The organism is Roseateles sp. P1_C6, from assembly GCF_056406315.1.
The window spans coordinates 73,474-91,473 of record NZ_JBFUAK010000016.1; the positions used below are offsets into that span (position 1 = coordinate 73,474).

Genomic DNA, 18,000 nt, shown 5'->3' on the forward strand with positions numbered 1-18,000 from the left:
AAGCCTCGATTCGGAAGGATGCGGGACGGCGAAACGGCCATCCGCTGGGAAAACTACGGGCGATTTCGACCCCTGCCACATGGCGCTTCACCTTTCAGGTTGATCAGTTCGGGCTGACATCAGCCCAGCATCTCGAGCAGCGTGCAATGGTGCTGCGGCATGCGCGCCACCGAGGCTTCGATGGCTTTGCGACGCTGATTCAGCGCCGCCAACGCCCGCTCCGGCGGGATCTCCGCGAAGACCGGATCGTTGCGCTCCGGCCAGTGCTCCATGCCGGCGTGGATGGCCAGCCAGCTGGTGGCGTCGAAGCCTTCCTCGTCGTATTCATGCAGCACGCCGTAGCGACGCCACAGCTCCATCCGGAAGGCCAGGGTCTCGGGCAGCTCCATCGTCGCGACATGACGCCACAGCTCGCTGTCGCGGCGGCGGGTCAGGCAGTAGTGCAGGATGATGAAGTCGCGGATGCGCGCGAAGCGGCGTGCCGCACCGTCGTTGAACAGCGCCCGGTCGTTCTCGTCCACCGGCCAGCCGGCCGTCAGCAGGGTCATGAGGCGGCTGATGCCGTCCTGGATCAGGTAGATGCTGGTGGACTCCAGCGGCTCCAGGAAGCCGGAGGACAGGCCGATGGCGACGACGTTGTGCACCCAGAAGCGCTCGCGGTGGCCGGTCGTGAAGCGCAGCAGCCGCGGCTCGCCAAGCGGCTTGCCGTCGAGCCGCGCCAGCAGTTGTTCGCGCGCACGGTCGGCGTCGATGAAGCGGCTCGCGAACACGTGGCCATGACCGGTGCGGCTCTGCAGCGGGATACGCCACGCCCAACCCCCTTCCAGCGCCGTGGCCTGGGTGTACGGCGCCAGTTCCTCGCCGACCCGTTCCGTGGGGCAGGCCCACGCGCCGTCGACGGGCAGCCAGTGGCTGAAGTCGACGAAGGGCTCCTCCAGCGCCTGGCCCAACAGCAGGGAACGAAAGCCCGAGCAGTCGACGAACAGGTCGCCCCCGATGCGCCGGCCGTCCTCCAGTTGCAAGGCGGCCACGCCGCCGTCGGCGCGGCGTGACACGTCGGTGATGCGTCCCAGCGTGTGGCGGGCACCGCGCTGCACGGCCAGATTGCGCAGGAAGGCGGCGTACTGGACGGCGTCGAAGTGGTAGGCGTACTTGAACTGCGCCTGCTCGCTGGGCAGCACGAAACGGCCCTTCATCGCCATCACCGTGGGCACGCACTGCACGCCCAGCGGCTCGGCCAGGCCCATGCGCCGGTGCTGGGCCCACAACGTCTGCGAGCCGAACAGGTTGCCGAAATGGCCGAAGGTGTGGAAGTAGTCCTTGCCAACGTCCCGCCAGTCGCAGAAGCGGATGCCCAGCTTGTAGGTGCCGTTGGTGGCGCGCAGGAAATCGCGCTCGTCGATGCCGATCAGCTGGTTGTAGTTGCGGATGGACGGGAAGGTGGCTTCACCGACGCCGATGATGCCGATGTCCTCGGACTCGACCACCTCGACGGTGGCGCGGCCTTTCAGCCCGGTGACCAGCGCCGCGGCCACCATCCAGCCGGCGCTGCCACCGCCCACGACGACGATGCGATCAACCTTCTGCATAGAGACTCTGCCAAGTTCTTGGGCGCATTGAACGACCTGCGCCGAGTTCAATCATTTCCGTCTCTGGCCACGCACGGCGTCGATCCACACAAGTGGGCATGCCGCCCGGACAGCCCGTCCGGGCGGCATGCAGGTGACGCCGCGTCAGGGGCGCGTCAGAACTCGTAGCGTGCGCTCAGCGAGTAGCTGCGGCCAGGGTAGAACCACGCGCGTCCCATCGTGCCGATGTGCTGCTGCTGCGTCTGGCGGACGATGACGTTGTTGAGGTTGGTCACGTTGAGCGACATGCTGAGCGTGTCGCTGAACCTGTAGTTCATGCCGGCGTCCCACTGGCCGAATGCCTCCTGCCAGGTTGGCAGGCCCCAGCCCACGTCCTGGGCACCCGGGCGCGCCGGGTCGGCGCTCGTCGCGTCCTCGCCACGCGTGCCATTGGCGTCCGCCGACTGCAGGATGCGGCTGTGCCAGTTGTAGGCCAGCCGCGCCGACAGCGGACCACGGTCGTACATCAGGACGAAGTTGTACGCGTTCTTGGCCATGTAGGGCAGCGGCAGAGCACTGAACGGCAGGCCGTTGGTGTCGCAGCCGAACAGGTGCAGCGTGCCATTCGTCGTCGCCCTGCCCGCATCGCAATAGGGGTTGTAGATCTGCTTGTACAGGCTTTGCTTGGCGTCGATGTAGGTGTAGTTGGCCGACACGCCGATGCCCTTGGCCCATTCCGGCAGCACGCCTTCCAGGAACGGGAGCTTGTCCAGGTAGGTCATGCCCGCAACCTCGAGGCCGCTGACCTTCGCCTTCCCCACGTTGTCGGGACCCGTGATGGGGAAAATCTGCGGATTGCCAGCTTCACTGTTGTAGGTACGGGAGTAGGCGGAGTTCATGATGACGTTCTTGACGTCTTTATGGAACGCCGTGGCCGTGATGGACTGGCCGTCACGCGGGTACCACTCCAGCGCCAGGTCATAGCTGTTGGCCGTGATGGGCTTGAGCTTGACGTTGCCGGTGTTCTCTCCACGGTAGGTGACCGTCTGTTTGTCGAAGTTGTAGTCCTGCCACAGCTTGATGTACTCGCCCAGCTGGTTGAAGCCAGGCCGGTTCATGCTCTGGGCCATCGCCAGGCGGGCCTGCAACCTGTCGGTGAAATTCATCTTCAGGTTGAGCGACGGCAGCACCTTGACGAATTGGTTCTGCACGTCAAGAGGTTCGGTGAGGTCGAAGCGCGGCAGATGGGGCGGCGTGTCCTGGCTGTATTTCGTCTCGAAAACCGAGTAGCCGTGCGAGACGTCGCGGGTCAGCACGACGCGCACGCCGGCATTGCCTTCGATGGGGAACTTCAGGTCGTCGAAACCGAAGCGCAGCGTGGCGTAGACCGCGTCGGTCTGTTCGCTGTGCGTGCTGGTTTTGGACGGGTCGTTGTCGTAAACCAGCTGCTGGAAGTAGTTCTTGAAATCCGCCTCATTGCACGTCACGGATGGGTACAGCTTCTTGCCATCCAGGCATTGCTGGTAGCGGTAGTCGGTAAGCAGCGTCTTGTACGTGTTCGGATAGTCGCGCACGGCGCCGATCGTCGGCATGACGATATTGGGCAGGGCGCCCGCCTTGCCGCCATAGAAGTTGCCGAAGTTGAACGTTTCGACCGGCACGCCTTGGTAGCGTGGGTCCTTCAGGTAGGCGAAGCTTCCGCGCGACTGCCATGAGCCATCGTCTGGGGGCATCTGGCCGGGCGTCACGTTCGGCTTGACGGCCCAGGGCTCGGCAATGGACGTCCAGGTCTGGCCCGACGCGTCGTAGTGGCGCGCGACACGGTAGGTGGCTCTCACGCCGACACGGATGTCACGCAGGATGGGGTCGTCAAAACGGTAACGTGCGTCTGCCTTCCAGGCGTAGAGGTCGGCATCTGCCTTGCTCATGCCCGGCATGACCAGATTCCAGTAGTAGTTGTCCGGATTGGCCAGGTACTCCTTGCTGGTCTGGTCGAACCCGATGCGCACGGGGCTTTTTCCTGGCACGTCGATGTGCATGCTCGGCGCGAAAGTTCCCAGCTGCAGGTTGCGGCCGACCGAATCGTTCTTCGCATGAACCCACTGGACGTCGTTCTGCAGCAGCCACTTGTCGTTGACGGCCCACTTGAAGTTCCACGCCAGTTCACGTGTCTGCGACTTGCTCTGATTCCAGCCGCGCGTGATTTGCAGGCCCAGCCCGCCGAGCGGGGAGGTGTTCGCTCCGGCGCCGGTCAGATAGGTGTAGGTGCCAGAGGTCAGCACGTTGTTGGCGTCGTACTTCGCATCGCTGATCGTCGACTTGTAGGCATTCTCCACACCGGTGTAGAAGCCCTGCTCGCTGCCCGTCTCACGTGCACCCGACACGAAATAGGTCAGCGATGAGTCCATGCTGCCCTGCTTCCACTGCAGTGCGCCATAGAAGCCGGCGCGTTCGTTGTCGCCGGTGTTGTTGCGGAACGAGGCCGATTTCGGCGCCCACGCCACCTTGCCAGCGATCAGGTCTGTGCGGGGGTAGTAGGCATCGAGCTGGATGCTCTCGTTCTGGAAGCTGGAGTGGTTGTACGACAGGTCCAGCAGCACGCCGACGCGGCCGATGTCCGTATTCCATTGGGTGGTGTACAGCCCCGACATGCTGGGCGAATTCTTGCCCGAGCGCTGCGTGTAGTTGTTGCCCACCGACAGGTAGGCCTTGGTTCCCTTGTAGTCAAAGGGCAAGGCCGTGCGCAGGTTCACCGTGCCGCTGACGCCGCCTTCGATGATCTCGCTGGAGGGGTTCTTGTAGACGTCCACCCCGGCCATCAACTCGGGCGGGACATCGCCCCAGCTCAGCTCGCGGCCCGGCCAGCCGGCGGAGAACGACTCACGGCCATTCAGCAGCGACGAGCCCCAGCTGAGGCCCCGCACGCTGATGCCCGAGCCTTCGACGGAGAAGTGCTCCGGATCGCCACGCGACTTGTTGCGGTCGATGATGACGCCGACGACGCGCTGCAGCACTTCGGTGATCGACTTGTCCGGCAACTTGCCGGCCTCTTCCGCGACGACCGAGTCGACGATTTCCTCGGCGTTCTGCTTGATCTTCTGGGCCGACTGCAGTGCCGCGCGCTGGCCGGTGATGACGACGGTTTCCAGGTTGTTCGGCGGCTTTTCAGCAGTCGACTGCGCCAAAGCTGCGCTGCCCACGGTGAGCAGCATCATGTGGACCATGCCGCGATGGATGGCGGTCGTTCTGAACTTTCTCATCGACTTGTCTCTCTCAATTGTTTGAAGTGAAGCCACGGTGTGTTCACTGCACGGTGATCAGGCCATAGACGGTGATGTCGGTGCTCAGCGTGTAGCCGGCGTCCGTCGGGCTGGGCAAAGTGCCGTCAGCGTTCGGCGTCGGCCGCTTGAGATTCACCGTGCCAGGCGCAAACTGCAACGCGCGAATGCCATACGCCCGGATTTCGGCGAGCGCAGCTGCCTTCGATTCGGCCGACACACCCCAGTCGTACATCCACCCTTCGGTCTGCGGAAGATCAGGGCTGCCGCACTTGTCCGTCACCGCGAAGTCCTTGAACGGGATCACGTACTCGGAAGGCGCTGCAGATGTCGGACGCAAGTGCGCCGAGACTGTCACATAGCAGTCATCATTGCCCTTCTTCACCAAGTGATTGGTCTTGATGCGCACATACACACCACGTTCGTTGTCAGAACTTCCTACGTCGAGTGCGGGCTGGTTTATTGCCAACAACATGTACAGCGAGTCCTCGGTCTTCACATCGAAAGGAAGCCAGTCGTAGCCGGAGTCGGTCTTCTTCCTTGGCGCGCCGATCTCGGCCGTGAGGAAAGACCACCAGTCCTTGGTAGAGCCGTCCCAGTTGGGGTTCGACGCCTTGCTGATGTCTACGCCGAAGGTCGCGGAGAAACCCGTCACCGTCAGGTTGCAGTTCGGCGGATTTGGCCCACCACCACACCAAGCGAGCGGGAAGCCCGCGGAGTAGTTGAGTTCACCAAACTGCGAAGTGCGCTTCGCCGCCGAATCAAAGCCGGCGGCGAACACACGCGGATCAACGATCACCTGGAAGTTCTCGGAAGCGCCTCCTGCTTTGGACAGGGTCACCGCGCAGATTCCCTTGGCGTTCAGGCGGAGCTCGGTGCTCGCCACCGTGCAAACTGCGGGGGTGGTGCTTGCATACGTCAGGGCATTGCCGCCGGCATCGACCGAAGCCAGCGCGACTGTCTGAGTCATACCCTGCAACTGGGCCACCGAAGGCGGCAGTGGACTGACTGCAATAAAGGCCGGCGTCTCGGCCATGGCCGCATATGAGGCATCGGCCGGCGCCGTCACGCCAAGCTGACAAGTGCCCGTGCTCATCACGGTCAGCGTCGTGCCGCTCACGGTACAGATCTCGGGCGTCGTCGACTTGTAAGTCGCCGGAAGACCCGCGTCAGTCTTGCCTGACAGCGTGACGCTTGCGGAAGCCGCCCGCAGAACGACGCCCAGTGGCGTCACCGGGCGTTGCGCATGCTTCAACACGTTGAACAGCTGGCTCGTATCGTCTGCAGCAGCCCATCTGGTGCCGTCCGTGCCAGCACCACCGGGCTGGCTCGCGATGACCTGGCACTCGCCTGCGGCCACCAGCGTCACTTGGTTGTCCGCGACCGTGCAGGTGGCGGGCGTGCCGCTGCGGAAGCTGACTGGCAGCCCTGAAGTCGCGGTAGCCGACAACGTGGTCGGCCCATTCAAGAGCGTGTTGCCGCCCGGATACTTGAAACTGATGGCCTGAAAGCGGCCCTCGGCAGCACCCCCGCCACCGCCACCTTCACCGCCGCCGCAGGCGGCCAAAAAAGCGCACGCTGCTACAACGGTCAACTTCCGAGCTTGCGGAATCAACTTTTTCGTCACGTTTTGTCTCCTGTTCTGAATTGACTGAGGCAGCCGGGCGCAGACCTTCATCTGCAACGCCCCTGCGCCCTTGTGATCGGGCTCGCCTTGCTTCGCTGACAGCGGCTTTTGTTCGTCCGTTGCACCAACTATTGGTCGGTGAGAAAACCGCCCCGTTGCGTCTGTGATCACTGCGTTTCAGGGCTGGCGAGCGCACGGGTAACCGCGCCGTGTGTGTCAGGAATGCATTCCGATGCCGTGCGACTAGAGTACAACTGGTAAGACCAAAGAGACATAGGGCAAACTCCTGGACTGACCAGATCTGTATTTTTTTTGGAGACTGTTGGTGCGAAATCGTCCACTGCAGAGGATCGTCATCGTGGGCGGCGGCAGCGCCGGCTGGATCACCGCCGCACCGCTGGCGCGGATGCTGTGCCGGCCTGACCAACCCGACCAACCCGACCAACACTGCGAGGTGACGCTGGTGGAATCGGCGGACATCGGCACCGTGGGTGTCGGCGAAGCGACGCTGCCGACGGTCCAGTTCTACAACCAGATGCTGGGCATCGACGAGGCCGACTTCGTCCGGCGCACGCGCGCCACCTTCAAGCTCGGCATCGAGTTCCAGGACTGGGGCCGCATCGGCAATCGCTTCTTCCACGGCTTCGGCGGCTTCGGCCCGGCCATCCACAACCGGCCGCTGTGGGCCTACTGGCTGCGTCTGCAGGCAATGGGCGACAAATTGCCGTCCTACGAGGAATGGTCGACCGCGACGGTGATGGCCCGGCAGATGCGCTTCATGCCGCCGACGCCGGGCGAGCCAGCTGCTTCCAATGCCTTCAACTACGCCTTCCACTTCGATGCGTCGCTGTACGGTGCCTACCTGCGCGAGTACGCCCTCCGGCACGGCGCCAAGCGCATCGAAGGCACCATCACGCAGGTCGAGACGCGCCCCGAAGACGGTTTTGTGACGGCGCTGCGCCTGAACGACGGGCGCCGCGTGGAAGGCGATCTCTTCATCGACTGCTCCGGCTTTCGCGCCCTGCTGATCGACGGGGCGATGAAGTCGCCCTACGAGGACTGGAGCCGCTGGCTGCCCTGTGACCGCGCCCTGGCCGTGCCGTGCGAGCGCGCTGGCCCGATGACGCCCTACACGCGGTCGACCGCCCGCACCGCCGGCTGGCAATGGCGCATCCCGCTGCAGCACCGCACGGGCAACGGGCTGGTCTATTGCAGCGGTTACCTGGGCGACGACGAGGCGCAGCGCACGCTGCTCGGCCACCTGGACGGCAAGCCCCTGGACGAGCCTCGGCAGCAGCGCTTCGTCACCGGGCGACGCAAGCAGAGCTGGGTCAAGAACGTGGTGGCCATCGGCCTGTCGTCAGGCTTCCTGGAACCGCTGGAATCCACCAGCCTGCATCTCATCATGGACGGTGTCAGCCGCCTGACGGCCATGCTGCCGGACCTGTCGTTCCAGCCGGCGCTGGCGGACGAGTTCAACCGGCAGATGGCCTATCGCTACGAGTCCGTGCGCGACTTCATCATCCTTCACTACAAGCTGGGTGAGCGGCGCGACAGCGAGTTCTGGCGCTACTGCGCCGACATGCCCATTCCCGACGATATTGCCCACCAGATCGACCTGTTCCGCAAGACCGGCCGCGTCGCCGTGATCGAACCGGAAGGCTTTGCCGAGCCGTCGTGGGCGTCGATCCTGCTGGGCCTGGGCGTCTACCCCGAGCGGTACGACCCGTACGTCGACCTGGTGGACCCGCAGCTGATCCGCCGCCACCTCCAATCGGTGCACGGCGCGATCTCGCGTACGGTGTCATCCATGCCGTCGCACGCGGACTTCCTGGACAGGATCACCGCGCCGCCGAAGGACTGACGCGCGCGGCGCTCCCCGAAGTCGCTTGTCGCTGCCGCACCTGCCTCGTCGGCGCCGACGCTGGCTCGTCGCATCGCCCGAGCGGGCTTCGCAGCACCCGCCCACACTGCGTCTGCCTCTTCAACTCCAAGGACAAACAGATGGACTATCGAGCCCTCCTTACCGTGCCACTGGCGGCGCTGGCTTTGAGCGCCAGCGGCGCCGAAACCCTGCGCCAGCCCGACGGCTGGGTGTCGGGCGCCGGCCATCGGTGGCCCGACGGCATGACGCATGGAGCCGGCGTCGCCCCCGAGACCGAAGCCAGCGGCCAGCGCGCGCTGACAGTCAAGTCCATTGGCAAGGGATCCAGCAGCGACATCGGCAGCATCGGCCAGTTCGTCGTCGGTTATGCCGGGCAGCGCGTGCGCTTCACCGGCCAGGTCAAGGCCGCAGGCCTTGATGGCTGGGGCGGCCTGGTCGTGGCCACGGGCTTCAAGTTGCTCTACATGGCCCACGTCGACCCGGACTTCGACAAGACGCCGCCGCTGGGCGCGGCCGGTTGCCCGGACTGGTGCGACGTCAGCGTGGTGGCCGACATCCCCGCCGATGGCCCCGGTTCGGTCAGCGTCGGCCTCGCCCTGGCCGGCAGCGGCCAGGTCTGGGCAAGAAGCCTGCGGCTGGAGGTGGTGGGCCGGGACGTGCCGTTGAGCACACAGCGCTTTGGCGTCGAGGCAGCCATCGCCGCACGGGAGCTGCACCAGAAGGTGCAGCAGATGTTGAGGGCATTGCCGCAAGACCGGCCGCCTATGCCTCCCCAAAACCTGTCCCTGCAATAAGCGCAGCGACGTCACCCAGGACTACCGACATGAACTTCCGCATCCTCCTGCTCGCGCCGCTGGCCGCCGTCGTGCTCAGCGTCAACGCCGCCAATCTCCGCATGCCCCAGGGTTGGTTTGCCCACCAGATGTCCCATCCCACTGACACCAAGACGGCTGCGGCGGCGCTGAACGGCTACGAAGTAGGCATCGATCCAGCCGCAGGCGGCGCGCCGACGCTGACGATCCGTTCGGTCTACCCGAAAACGCCGGGGCCCATCAGCGCAGCCTCGGCTCATCAAGCGGTGCTGGGCTATGCCGGCAAGCGGGTTCGCTTCAGCGGTGAGCTGAGGGCCGAAGCCGTCCGCGGCTGGGCCGGCCTCTACCTCCGCGACGGCTTCGGCGATTTGAGCGGCGACATGAATGTCTCAAGCGACAAAATGAAGCCGCTACCCATGGGCGGCGGCGTACCGGCGGATGGCGGCTGGCATGACGTGAACGTCGTGATGGACGTGCCCGCAGACGCCACGCACCTCGGGCTGGGCCTGGGCCTGGTGGGCGAAGGCCAGGTTTGGGCGCGTGGCCTGCGCTTCGAGGTTGTCGGCCCTGAAGTGGCACCGACGACGACACCCATCGGCATCGACCTGGAGCGGGCGCGGCGCGTCTACGCGCAGGCGCTGGCAGAAACGGCAAAGTTGCCACCGGCGCCGCTGAAGAATGCCGCGCTGGACTGAGGTGCTGCGCCGCGCCCTCCTCCCTGCCCTGCTGTTCTGGGCGGCCTGGGCCCTGCTGCACTGGGCCTGGCCCCAGGCGCGCTGGCTGCCTCTGGCCGCCCAGCTCTGGCTGGCCTACAGCGCCGCGTGGTTCACGCTCAACTGGCGCTGGTGGCCCCTGGCGGTGCCGCTGGCCGCCGCCCTGGGCGCGGCGGCGGGGACGCTGCTGCTGCCCGGCATCGGCCTGGCGCAATGGCGCAGCCCGCTCGCGCTATGGCAGCCTTGGCTACCGGCCTTCGCCTTCGCGCTGCTGATGCATCTGCCGACCCGCTGGTGGCGCTGGCGCGAGGAGCAGGCCCTGGCATTGCGCCTGGCGCACGCCGAGCACACGGCGGCGATGGCCGAGCTGTCGCGCCAGGTCAGCCTGACCGAACTCAAGGCGCTGCAGGCCCAGGTCGAGCCGCACTTCCTGTTCAATGCGCTGGCCAGCCTGCAGCAGCTCATCCGCAGCCAGCCGGCCACGGCTGAGCGCTTTCTCGGCGAACTGCACGACTACCTGCGCCTGGCCTTGCCCTCGCTGCGCCAACCCATGAGCACGCTGGAACGCGAGTTCCAGCTGGCAAGCGCCTACCTCACCGTGATGGCCACGCGGTTGGGTGCACGCCTGCACTTCGGCCTTCAAGCGCACCCAGACTGCAACGACCACAAGCTGCCGCCGCTGATGGTGCTGACGCTCGTTGAAAACGCGGTACGCCACGGCATCGAGCCCAAGCCGCAGGGCGGACGCATCGATCTGGAGGCGCGACGCGAGGGCGAACGCTTCGTGCTTGAAGTGCGCGACGACGGCGTCGGGCTGCAAGCGGCCGTGGCGTTGCCCGCGCAGGGCCAAGGGCTGGGCCTGGCCGATGTTCGCGATCGTTTGGCCGGGCTGTATGGCGAGGCCGCACGCCTGAGTGTTCAACAGCGCCCCGCAGGCGGCGTCTGCGCGCGCATCGAACTGGCCTGGGAAAGCTCCGAAACCCGATGAAGCACCCCACTGCCCTGCTGATCGAAGACGAAGCCCTGCCGCGCCAGCGCCTGCGCGAGGGGCTGGCCGAGCTGTGGCCGCAGTTGCAGGTGTTGGCCGAGGCCGAGGACCGTGAGCAAGGCCTGGCGCTGGTGCTGGAACTGCGGCCCGACATCGTCTTCGTCGACATCCGCCTGCCCGGGCTTGACGGCCTGCAGCTGGCGCGGCGCGTCAAGGGCCTGTGTCACGTCGTCTTCGTCACCGCCTACGACGCGCATGCGGTCACCGCTTTTGACCAGGGCGCGGTGGACTATCTGCTCAAGCCGCTGGCCACCGAGCGCCTGCGCGAGACGGTGCAGCGCCTGCAGCAGCGACTGCAATTGCCGCCGGCCGAACTCGCGCGCTGGTTGCAGCAGTGGACGCCGCCGTCCTTGCCAACCGCAGCGCCGGCCGTGCCCGGCGCACCGCTGCGCTGGCTGCAGGCCTCCCAGGGCGAACGCCTGCACCTCGTGATGGTGGCTGATGTGAGCCATTTCCGCAGCGACAACAAATACACCTGCGCCGTCACTGCGGAAGGCGAATACCTGCTGCGCCTGTCCTTGCGCGAGTTGCTGCTGCAACTCGACCCGGAGCAGTTCTGGCAGATCCACCGCGCCGTCGTCATCAACCTCACTCACGTCGCGCGTGTCGACCGAAGCCTCGGCGGCATGGAAGTGCGGCTCAAGGACGGGCGTACAACGCTGCCCGTGAGCCAGAGCTTCCAGCCGCGCTTCAAGCCGATGTAGCCCGTGCCGGCAGCCACCCGAATCACCATCTGGAAGGAACTTCATGCGCAACTGGTCCTGGGCGAACGCACTCGCCGCCGCCCTCTTTTTGGTGTGCGCTTCAGCAAGCGCCCAGCAAGCCGCCCCGCAGACTCTGGAACGCGTGACGGTGGCCGCCCGCAAGGGTGACGTCTCCAAATGGTTCCGAGCTGAAAGCCCGCACCTCGTCGTCTATTCCGACGCCAGGGAAGAGGACGTCATCGCGTTGCTGAAGAACCTGGAAAAGCTGGATCATCTGCTGCGCATCTACACGCTGCCCATTCGTCAGATTCAGCAGGAGGGGCCGAAGCTCACGCTGTACTACAGCCAGGCCGCAGCGCTGCGTGAAGTCGACGGCAGCCTGCCAGCCAATGCAATCGGCCTGTACAGCAGTTGCCCGTCTGGCGTTCAGGGGTTCGGGGCCGATCTGGAACGAATATCCGGAACCAGTGATGCGCAGCTCGAGAAGGCCCCGCTGAACGAAAGCCTGTCCTATGCCTTCGAGGCGTACGCGCGGCACTTCCTATACCGACACACCGACATCCGCACGCCCACCATGTTCATCGAGGGCTTCGCGCAGTACTTCTCGGCGGTGCGCTTTTCAGAACAGCAAATGGTGATTGGCCGTGTGCCAAAGAGCATTGCCAGGTACCTGAAATTCATCGACGACGGTCACCAGTACAGCCTGGAGTACGACGACGTGCTGCAGCACCACATCGCCAACGCCCGCAACTACGCAGGCGACGCTGGTGTGCGCCTCGAATTCGAGTCGAAATCCTGGTTGTTGACTCATTTCATGTTCTCGTCGGAAGACAACCGAAAGCGTCTGAACCGATTCCTCATGATCGCCGGCCATGGGGATTCCGCGTCGACGGCATTCGAACGCGCCTTCGACGTGAAGACGAGCGACATCGGTAAAACGATGTGGCGATATGGTCTGCGCGGCTTTCAAGCCGTCCGGGTGGCACTCCCGTCCCTGCCTGACGCCCGGGTGAGCATCCGCAGCCTGCCCCTGGCAGCGGGTGAGTTCGTGTTGGCCAATGCCGCTTTGAAGTCGTGTCCGAGCCCGCAGGTCGGGGAGTCACTGCTGAAAAAGGTCGCCCTCCTGGCGGCCAAATTCCCGACCGACGATCTTGCCCGCCTCACCTTGAGCCGGGCACAGATCGATTGGGGGGACCCGCACGATGCGTTGATTCAGTTGAATGCCGTCCTGCAGGCTGACGACGCCAACTTCGAGGCGCGGTACCTGCTTGGCGTGGCGAACTTCCGCCTTGCCCAGCGGAGCCAGGGCGACGCCAGGCGCTCCCATCTTCACGCTGCACTGAGTGAGCTTCAACGCGCCCGGGTCTTGTCCCCTCAATCGGCCGAAGCCGCCTTGGCTGCCTTCAGAGCTGAAGTGGCCGCAACCGATGACCCGGGCGGCGCGGCGCTTGAGGGAGTCACAACAGCTTGGCAGGCCACACGCGAAGTCGACGCGCTCGCCCGCGCCGCGGCGCTGGCCTATGCCTTTGCCGGACAGGCGGACGCGGCACATCAATTGCTGGTTTCACTGGCGCAGAGCATGCCGGACGAGCCCGTTGCCCAATGGGCGAGGCTGTGGCAAAGCCGGCTCGAAAGTGGCGTTAGCCGTGGCGCCATTCTTGCGGAGATGCGCCTCAGCCAACCGCCAGACACGCCGTTCAAGGAATGGACCATCGACAAGGAACGCGTGATGCAGCTCGTAGAGAGGAACCAAGGGGTTGAAGCTGCGGACTTCGCCATCAAGGAAGCGGGGCGCCAGGATTCACGGTCGCCAGCGAACGGAATGGCTGACCGCGTCGAGAAGAGATAGTGGAGCTGAGAAGTGGACGGTGAACCCTCCTCAACCGCAAGGGACGTGGGGATGCGGACGCGCGTGTAGTCGGGTCTGGGCCCGTCAAACACCGCGCAACTCGAACGGAGGCGAGCGCCTAAGCGACCGCGGCGCGGTGTGGAACTTGCCGGCGAACGAATTGCGAACAGTCACCGAGGATTGCACTTAGCGCCGATATCGACGTTCAGGTCCAAAACATCGAACAGGGTCAGCCCTCGGCGGCCATGACCAGGGCCCGCGTGTAGGCATGCTCGGCCCCGCCCTCGCAGAGGGTTTCGCGGCTCAGCGTCTCGACGATGCGGCCCTGCTGCATGACGGCCAGGCGATCGCACAGATGGGCGACGACGCCCAGGTCGTGGCTGACCAGCAGATAGGTCAGGCCGTGCTGCACCCGCAGGTCGGCGAGCAGGTTCAGGACTTCGGCCTGCACCGACACATCGAGGGCCGAGGTCGGCTCGTCCAGAAGCAGCAGCGGCGGCCTCAGGATGAGGGCGCGGGCAATGGCGACGCGCTGGCGCTGGCCACCCGAGATCTGGTGGGGGTAGCGGAATCGAAAGGCGAGCGGCAGGCCGACCTGCTGCAGGACCTCGTCGATGCGCTCGTCGACGCGATCCAGCCCGTGCACATGAAGCGGCTCCGCCAGGGCCGTGCGCACCGTGTGGCGCGGGTGCAGGGAACCGTAGGGATCCTGGAAGACCATCTGCGCGCGGCTGGCGTGAGCCAGGCTGCGCTCACCCCGGTAGGCCTGGCCGGCTATGGCCACCTCGCCGCGCCAGTGGTGGTATTGCCCGGCCAGACAGCGCAGCACGGTGGTCTTGCCCGAGCCCGATTCGCCGACCAGGCCGAAGGCCTGGCCGCGTGCCACGTCGAAGCTCACGCCGTGCAGCACCACGCGCGCCTCCTTGCCCTCGCCGAAGGACAGCTGCAGGTCGCGGACCGACAACATCGCCGTCATGCCGCGCTCCAGGCCGCGTCGCGTTGCAGCACCGGCAGCACGGCGCGACGCTGCTGCAGGCTGGGCAGGGCCGCCATCAGGCCCTGCGTGTAGGGATGGGACGCGTGGGCCAGATCGGCCGCCGCCAGCGTCTCGACGACGCGGCCGGCGTACATGACCAGCACGCGGTCGCAGAAGCGCCGCACCAGGTTGAGGTCGTGGCTGATGAAGAGCAGCGCCAGGCCCTGCTCGGCCACCAGTTCGTCCAGCAGGCCCAGCACCTCCTGGCGCACCGACACGTCCAGCGCCGAGGTCGGCTCGTCGGCGATCAGCAATTGCGGGCGCTGGGCCAGCATCATCGCGATCATGATGCGCTGGCCCATGCCGCCCGAGACCTCGTGCGGGTACTGGGCCGCCACGCGCCGCGGCTCGCGGATGCGCACCCGCGCCAGCAGCGCCTCGACCTGCTCGTCGCATTCGGCGCGCGAGAGCTTGGCGCCGCGCTGCACGGCCTCGCCGATCTGCCGGCCGATGCTCATGACCGGGTTCAGCGAGTATTTCGGGTCCTGCATGATCATGGACAGGCGGCGGCCGCGCAGGGCGGCCATGTCCCGCTCGCCGGCCTGCAGCAGGTCGATGCTGTCGAACTGCAGGCGCTCGGCGCTGATGCGGGCCTGGCGCGGCAGCAGCTTCAGCAGCGCGCGGCCGACGGTGGTCTTGCCGGAGCCGGACTCGCCGACGACGGCGAGCTTCTCGCGGCCGAGGCTGAAGGACACGCCGTGCACCACCGGCACGGGCGCTGCCGGGCTGCCGTAGGCCACTTGCAGGCCCTGGACCTGGAGCAGCGGTTGTTGTTCAGTCGTCATGACGCTTGGCGCGGGTCGAGCGCGTCGTTGAGGCCGTCGCCCAGCAGGTTGAAGGCCATGCTGACGGCCAGGATGGCGGCGCCCGGGGCGGCCACGGTCCACCAGCTGTCCAGCATGTAGCGGCGGCCTTCGGAGATCATCGACCCCCATTCCGGCAACGGCGGCTGAGCACCCAGGCCGAGGAAGCCCAGGCCGGCGGCTGTCAGCACGACCGAGGCCATGTTCATCGTCAGCCGCACCAGCACCGAGGGCATGCACAGCGGCGCCAGATGCCGGCACAGCACGCGCAGATGCGAGGCGCCCTGCAGCTGCGCGGCAACGATGAAGTCGGCGTTGCGCAGCGTCATCGCTTCGGCGCGGGCCAGGCGGGCAATGGGCGCCCAGGCGGTCAGCGCGATGGCCAGCACGGCGTGGTCCAGGCCCGGGCCCAGCGCCGCGACAAAGGCTAGCGCCAGCACCAGGCTGGGGAAGGACAGGAAGACGTCGGCCACACGCATGCAGACCATGTCGACCCGCCCGCCGAAATAGCCGGAGACCACGCCGATGCCCATGCCCAGCGGGCCGACGACGACGGTGACCAGCGCGACGATGAACAGCGTGATGCGGGTGCCATGCACGAGGCGGCTGAAGACGTCGCGGCCGAACTCGTCGGTGCCGAACCAGTGCGCCGGGCTGGGCGGCAGCAGCGCGGCGGCGAGGTCCTGGCGCAGCGGGTCATGCGTGGCGATCCACGGCGCGAACAGTGCCACCAGCACCAGCAGCGCGATGACGGCGACGCCGATGGCGGTCAGCGGATTGGCCAGCAGCTTGCGTGCTCTGGCGCTGGTCTCGCGGCGCCAGGCCTGCCAGGCCCCCATGGAAACGGCGGTAGCGGTCATGAGCGGGCTCTCGGGTCAAACACGCGGTAGAGCGCGTCGGCGGTCAGGTTCAGGGCGACGAAAAGCAGGCCGATGACGAGCACCGAGCCCATCACCGCGTTCATGTCGCCCAGCAGCAGGCTGCCGGTCAGGTAGCTGCCAAAGCCCGGCCAGCCGAACACGGTCTCGACGAGGACGGCGCCCTCCAGCAGGCCGCCGTAGGCCAGCGCCAGGATGGTCAGCAGCTGCACGCGGATGTTCAGGAAGGCATGCCCACAGACGACCTGGCGGCGGCTCAGGCCCTTGACGCGCGCCGTGGTGATGTATTCCTGGCTGAGCTGGGCGAGCATGAAGCTGCGCGTCATGCGACTGAGGTAGGCCATGGAGTGCAGGCCCAGCACGCAGGCGGGCAGCAGCAGGTGGCGCAGCGCGCTGCGCCAGGCCGCCGTGTCGCCGGCCAGCAGCGTGTCGACCAGCATCAGGCCGGTGACGCGCGGGATGGCGCCTTCAAACGACAGGCCGATGCGGCCGATGCCGCCGGCCCAGCCGAGCCAGGCGTAGAAGACCAGCAGGCCCATCATGCCGAACCAGAACACCGGCGTGGAGTGGCCGAGCAGGCCGAGCACGCGGGCGACGTGGTCGGGCCAGCGCTTGTGGTTGCTGGCCGCCCAGACGCCCAGCGGCACGCCCAGCAGCGCGCCGAGCAGGATGGCCAGCGTGGCCAGCTCGACGGTGGCGGGCAGCACGCGCGCCAGGTCCTCGGTGACGGGCCGGCCGGTCAGCAGCGCGCGCCCGAGGTCGCCCTGCACCAGGTCGCCCAGGTAGCGGCCGAACTGCGTCCACAACGGCCGGTCCAGGCCGAGCTGGCGGTAGACCTGCTCGTAGGTGGCGCGGTCGGCGTCGGGGCCGACGATGGCCAGCACCGGGTCCAGCGGCATCACGCGGCCGATCATGAAGGTCAGCAGCAGCAGGCCGAGCAAGGCCAGCGCCGCGCTCGTGCCACCGCGTATCCACCGCTTCGTCATGGGTGGCTCTCCTTGTAGACCTCGCGCAGCCGCGTCGCGCCGCTGGGGTGGCCGTGATAGCCGTGCACGGCACGGCGCAGCACCTGGGTGTCGAGCATCTGGGCGATGGGCTGGATGGCCCCGACCTGCGCGTCGAAGCGCTGCTGGGCCTGGCGGTAGAGGGCGGCCTGCGCGGTGGCGTCCGGCGTCAGCAGGGCCTGCTCGATGAGGCGGTTCAGCTCGGCGTCGGCATAGCCAGTGCGCCAACCCTGGAAGTTGCTGAGCCGTGCGCTGTCACGGTTGTCGGGGTTGTAGACCAGGGCGCGCAGGCTGGAGTGCGGGTGGGCCTCGGCGCCACCGCCGCCGCGGCCGACGACGATCTCGAAGCTGCGCTCGCGCATGGAGCCGTAAACCTGGTTGCCGGTGCCCGGCAGGATGCTGGCGCGGATGCCGGCCTGGGCCAGCGTGGCCTGCAGGCTGGTGGCGATGCCGGTGAAGGGCGCCTCGGCGACGACACGGATGGTCGTCTCGAAGCCGTCGGCCAGGCCGGCCTGGGCCAGCAGGCGGCGCGCGGCCACGGGGTCGAGCCCCTGGAAAGAGTTGGCATGTTGCCTTTTCTGGCTCAGCTACAAGCCTTGGACCATTTGCGTAGTAAGACTCTTGTCCAGTCCAGCCACGCCGCCTGCACCTCGAGGACACCTCCTCAGCCGGCGAAGCTTTGAACGACGAATGTGGAGGCGCCTGGAGCCAGTTTCAACTCAAGCTTCTGCCCGCGTTCCTGTAGAGCCACTACAGCTTGGAACCGGTCAAGGTGATTGCGAGCCTCTTCCATCC

The 18,000-nt window shown here is 66.4% G+C and carries 14 protein-coding genes; 6 read left to right on the forward strand and 8 right to left on the reverse strand.

Annotated features, from left to right (window positions below; all coding sequences use genetic code 11):
- Positions 1–119: 119 nt before the first annotated feature.
- The 3 genes from AC1D29_RS28470 to AC1D29_RS28480 all read right to left on the reverse strand — a co-directional run bounded on the left by AC1D29_RS28470 (position 120) and on the right by AC1D29_RS28480 (position 6,473).
- Complete coding sequence (locus AC1D29_RS28470; RefSeq protein WP_477903945.1) at positions 120–1,589, reverse strand: tryptophan halogenase family protein; 1,470 nt, start codon at positions 1,587–1,589, stop codon at positions 120–122.
- A 155-nt stretch (positions 1,590–1,744) separates the two neighbouring features.
- The gene (locus AC1D29_RS28475) at positions 1,745–4,828 is read right to left on the reverse strand and encodes a TonB-dependent receptor (RefSeq protein WP_477903947.1); all 3,084 of its coding nucleotides are present in this window, start codon (positions 4,826–4,828) and stop codon (positions 1,745–1,747) included.
- Positions 4,829–4,871: 43 nt separating this feature from the next.
- Complete coding sequence (locus tag AC1D29_RS28480) at positions 4,872–6,473, reverse strand: hypothetical protein (RefSeq protein ID WP_477903949.1); 1,602 nt, start codon at positions 6,471–6,473, stop codon at positions 4,872–4,874.
- A gap of 325 nt (positions 6,474–6,798) precedes the next feature.
- On the opposite strand from AC1D29_RS28480, the gene AC1D29_RS28485 reads away from it, so the two are divergent.
- The 6 genes from AC1D29_RS28485 (at position 6,799) to AC1D29_RS28510 (ending at position 13,484) form a co-directional block, all read left to right on the forward strand.
- A complete protein-coding gene (locus AC1D29_RS28485; RefSeq protein WP_477903951.1) occupies positions 6,799–8,337 on the forward strand; it encodes a tryptophan halogenase family protein in 1,539 nt (512 codons plus the stop codon).
- 140 nt (positions 8,338–8,477) lie between these two features.
- Positions 8,478–9,152: a hypothetical protein gene (locus AC1D29_RS28490; RefSeq protein WP_477903953.1), complete on the forward strand. Its 675-nt coding sequence runs from the start codon at positions 8,478–8,480 to the stop codon at positions 9,150–9,152.
- A gap of 29 nt (positions 9,153–9,181) precedes the next feature.
- Positions 9,182–9,865: a hypothetical protein gene (locus AC1D29_RS28495; protein ID WP_477903955.1), complete on the forward strand. Its 684-nt coding sequence runs from the start codon at positions 9,182–9,184 to the stop codon at positions 9,863–9,865.
- On the forward strand, positions 9,849–10,871 hold the full coding sequence (locus AC1D29_RS28500; RefSeq protein WP_477903957.1) for a sensor histidine kinase: 1,023 nt from the start codon (positions 9,849–9,851) through the stop codon (positions 10,869–10,871). Before AC1D29_RS28495 ends, AC1D29_RS28500 begins: the two co-directional genes overlap by 17 nt.
- On the forward strand, positions 10,868–11,635 hold the full coding sequence (locus AC1D29_RS28505) for a LytR/AlgR family response regulator transcription factor (RefSeq protein WP_477903959.1): 768 nt from the start codon (positions 10,868–10,870) through the stop codon (positions 11,633–11,635). The genes AC1D29_RS28500 and AC1D29_RS28505 overlap by 4 nt, the downstream gene beginning before the upstream one ends.
- Positions 11,636–11,678: 43 nt before the next feature.
- Positions 11,679–13,484, forward strand: coding sequence for a hypothetical protein (locus AC1D29_RS28510; RefSeq protein WP_477903961.1), 1,806 nt, complete (start codon positions 11,679–11,681; stop codon positions 13,482–13,484).
- Between the two features lie 229 nt (positions 13,485–13,713).
- Here AC1D29_RS28510 and AC1D29_RS28515 read toward each other — a convergent pair whose 3' ends face one another.
- Genes AC1D29_RS28515 through AC1D29_RS28535 form a run of 5 tightly spaced genes read right to left on the reverse strand, consistent with a single transcriptional unit; the run spans position 13,714 to position 17,744 of the window.
- Positions 13,714–14,451, reverse strand: coding sequence for an ABC transporter ATP-binding protein (locus tag AC1D29_RS28515; protein ID WP_477903976.1), 738 nt, complete (start codon positions 14,449–14,451; stop codon positions 13,714–13,716).
- Between the two features lie 5 nt (positions 14,452–14,456).
- Positions 14,457–15,305: an ABC transporter ATP-binding protein gene (locus tag AC1D29_RS28520; RefSeq protein WP_477903963.1), complete on the reverse strand. Its 849-nt coding sequence runs from the start codon at positions 15,303–15,305 to the stop codon at positions 14,457–14,459.
- Entirely contained in the window at positions 15,302–16,183 is an 882-nt protein-coding gene (locus AC1D29_RS28525) for an ABC transporter permease (protein ID WP_477903965.1), read from the reverse strand. The genes AC1D29_RS28520 and AC1D29_RS28525 overlap by 4 nt, the downstream gene beginning before the upstream one ends.
- Positions 16,180–17,187: an ABC transporter permease gene (locus tag AC1D29_RS28530; protein ID WP_477903970.1), complete on the reverse strand. Its 1,008-nt coding sequence runs from the start codon at positions 17,185–17,187 to the stop codon at positions 16,180–16,182. Before AC1D29_RS28530 ends, AC1D29_RS28525 begins: the two co-directional genes overlap by 4 nt.
- A complete protein-coding gene (locus AC1D29_RS28535; RefSeq protein ID WP_477903972.1) occupies positions 17,184–17,744 on the reverse strand; it encodes a hypothetical protein in 561 nt (186 codons plus the stop codon). Before AC1D29_RS28535 ends, AC1D29_RS28530 begins: the two co-directional genes overlap by 4 nt.
- Between the last annotated feature and the right edge of the window lie 256 nt (positions 17,745–18,000).